The organism is Tabrizicola sp. YIM 78059 (genome assembly GCF_004959785.1).
Taxonomy (GTDB): domain Bacteria; phylum Pseudomonadota; class Alphaproteobacteria; order Rhodobacterales; family Rhodobacteraceae; genus Tabrizicola; species Tabrizicola caldifontis.
On the sequence record NZ_SJZH01000084.1, the window covers coordinates 1 to 333 of the forward strand.

1 pseudogene is annotated in these 333 nt (G+C 68.2%); it reads right to left on the bottom strand.

The features are described 5' to 3' along the window. Nucleotides 1–90 precede the first annotated feature (90 nt). Nucleotides 91–333, bottom strand: a pseudogene (locus EZM81_RS18150) (hypothetical protein); the annotation flags it as partial.

Below are 333 nucleotides of genomic sequence, written 5' to 3' on the forward strand. Positions count from 1 at the left end.
TCAGCGGGCGGAGCTTCACGCGCACACCGGGGATGAGATCGCACCACAGCGGCGCGTTGGAGAGGTCGAGGGTCAGCATGGCGGGCCTTCTCAATAGGTGGCGACGGTGTTGACGAGGACAGCGGTGCACATGCGGGCGGGGCTGGTGGCTTTCGCCGCCTGCCAGTCGAAGGTGGCCTGAATGCCCTGCGGGCCCGGGATCTCGATCCGCGGGCGCGGCAGGTAGACGGCGTGCGCGGTGAAGGTGAAGCTGGCGTTAGCGCCGAGGCTCCAGGCGAAGACCAGCTCGCAGGGCGTGCCATCAATGGCTTGCGTAATCAGCGCGGTGTCGGC